Below are 1,299 nucleotides of genomic sequence, written 5' to 3'. Positions count from 1 at the left end.
ACGATGCGTAGCCGACCTGAGAGGGTGATCGGCCACACTGGGACTGAGACACGGCCCAGACTCCTACGGGAGGCAGCAGTAGGGAATCTTCCGCAATGGACGCAAGTCTGACGGAGCAACGCCGCGTGAGTGATGAATGTCTTCGGATTGTAAAACTCTGTTGTTAGGGAAGAACAAGTACCGTTCGAATAGGTCGGTACCTTGACGGTACCTAACCAGAAAGCCCCGGCTAACTACGTGCCAGCAGCCGCGGTAATACGTAGGGGGCAAGCGTTGTCCGGAATTATTGGGCGTAAAGGGCGCGCAGGCGGTCTTCTAAGTCTGATGTGAAAGCCCACGGCTTAACCGTGGAAGGTCATTGGAAACTGGGGGACTTGAGTGCAGAAGAGGAGAGTGGAATTCCATGTGTAGCGGTGAAATGCGTAGAGATATGGAGGAACACCAGTGGCGAAGGCGACTCTCTGGTCTGCAACTGACGCTGAGGCGCGAAAGCGTGGGTAGCGAACAGGATTAGATACCCTGGTAGTCCACGCCGTAAACGATGAGTGCTAGGTGTCAGGGGGTTTCCGCCCCTTGGTGCTGGAGTTAACGCATTAAGCACTCCGCCTGGGGAGTACGGCCGCAAGGCTGAAACTCAAAAGAATTGACGGGGGCCCGCACAAGCGGTGGAGCATGTGGTTTAATTCGAAGCTACGCGAAGAACCTTACCAGGTCTTGACATCCTTTTGCCCTCCCTAGAGATAGGGACTTCCCTTCGGGGACAAAAGTGACAGGTGGTGCATGGTTGTCGTCAGCTCGTGTCGTGAGATGTTGGGTTAAGTCCCGTAACGAGCGCAACCCTTGATCTTAGTTGCCAGCATTCAGTTGGGCACTCTAAGGTGACTGCCGGTGACAAACCGGAGGAAGGTGGGGATGACGTCAAATCATCATGCCCCTTATGACCTGGGCGACACACGTGCTACAATGGATGGTACAGAGGGCAGCGAAGCCGCGAGGTGAAGCAAATCCCACAAAACCATTCTCAGTTCGGATTGTAGGCTGCAATTCGCCTACATGAAGCAGGAATCGCTAGTAATCGTGGATCAGCATGCCACGGTGAATACGTTCCCGGGCCTTGTACACACCGCCCGTCACACCACGAGAGTTGACAACACCCGAAGTCGGTCGGGTAACCGTAAGGAGCCAGCCGCCGAAGGTGGGGTCAATGATTGGGGTGAAGTCGTAACAAGGTAGCCGTATCGGAAGGTGCGGCTGGATCACCTCCTTTCTAAGGAAAATAAAAGGCGCAGGTGTCCGTTT

At 54.7% G+C, this 1,299-nt stretch carries 1 rRNA gene; it reads left to right on the top strand.

Annotated elements, in window-relative coordinates:
- A 16S ribosomal RNA gene (locus HNQ35_RS14010) occupies positions 1-1,267 on the top strand; the annotation flags it as partial.
- Positions 1,268-1,299 lie beyond the last annotated feature (32 nt).

It is taken from the genome of Cerasibacillus quisquiliarum (genome assembly GCF_014202495.1).
GTDB lineage: Bacteria > Bacillota > Bacilli > Bacillales > Amphibacillaceae > Cerasibacillus > Cerasibacillus quisquiliarum.
Note: the sequence above shows the minus strand (reverse complement) of the source record. Positions and strands in the feature narration are given on the sequence as shown.